The sequence below is a fragment of the Microcystis aeruginosa NIES-4325 genome (assembly GCF_008974145.1).
Classification (GTDB): domain Bacteria; phylum Cyanobacteriota; class Cyanobacteriia; order Cyanobacteriales; family Microcystaceae; genus Microcystis; species Microcystis aeruginosa_G.
This window is the reverse complement of the sequence record NZ_BJKP01000125.1, coordinates 1-463: the sequence shown is the minus strand read 5'-3', so window position 1 is coordinate 463 and position 463 is coordinate 1. Positions and strand designations below refer to the sequence as shown.

Annotated in this window: 1 protein-coding gene; it reads left to right on the top strand. The window is 32.4% G+C overall.

What is annotated here, in order from left to right:
* The coding region (locus MiAbW_RS19290; protein ID WP_238707373.1) for a transposase family protein at positions 1–250 on the top strand (250 nt) is incomplete at its 5' end.
* Positions 251–463 lie beyond the last annotated feature (213 nt).

Genomic DNA, 463 nt, shown 5'->3' with positions numbered 1-463 from the left:
TTACCTGGGAGAAAATCAAATCAGAACTCCTGATAAAAAACCTAAGAATGGAGAATTAACCGAGAATCAAATTAAAGAAAATAAAGTTTTATCATCTCGGCGAATTTTTGTTGAGAATTTAATTCGATTTGTCAAAGTATTTAAGATAGTTCAAGAAAGATTTAGATTAAATAAAAGTCGATATAAATCGGTTTTACTTACCGTTTGTGGCAGAAGTGTTGAACGTGGAAAAAAGTCGTACAAAATTTGATATTATAGATAAGAAAATAAAGTAAATATACACCAATAAATGTGAATAAGCCATGCTAACAATTTTCCCAAAACTAATGAAAGAGGTTCTCAAGCCACTCCCCAAAAATGACTATCCCGCATTAAGTACATTTACTTTTGTGTCCTGTTGGATAGGTTTTGCGCTGGATAAAAGTATCGTCAGCATGAGAGACTTAAGCGCACGCCTGAAAAT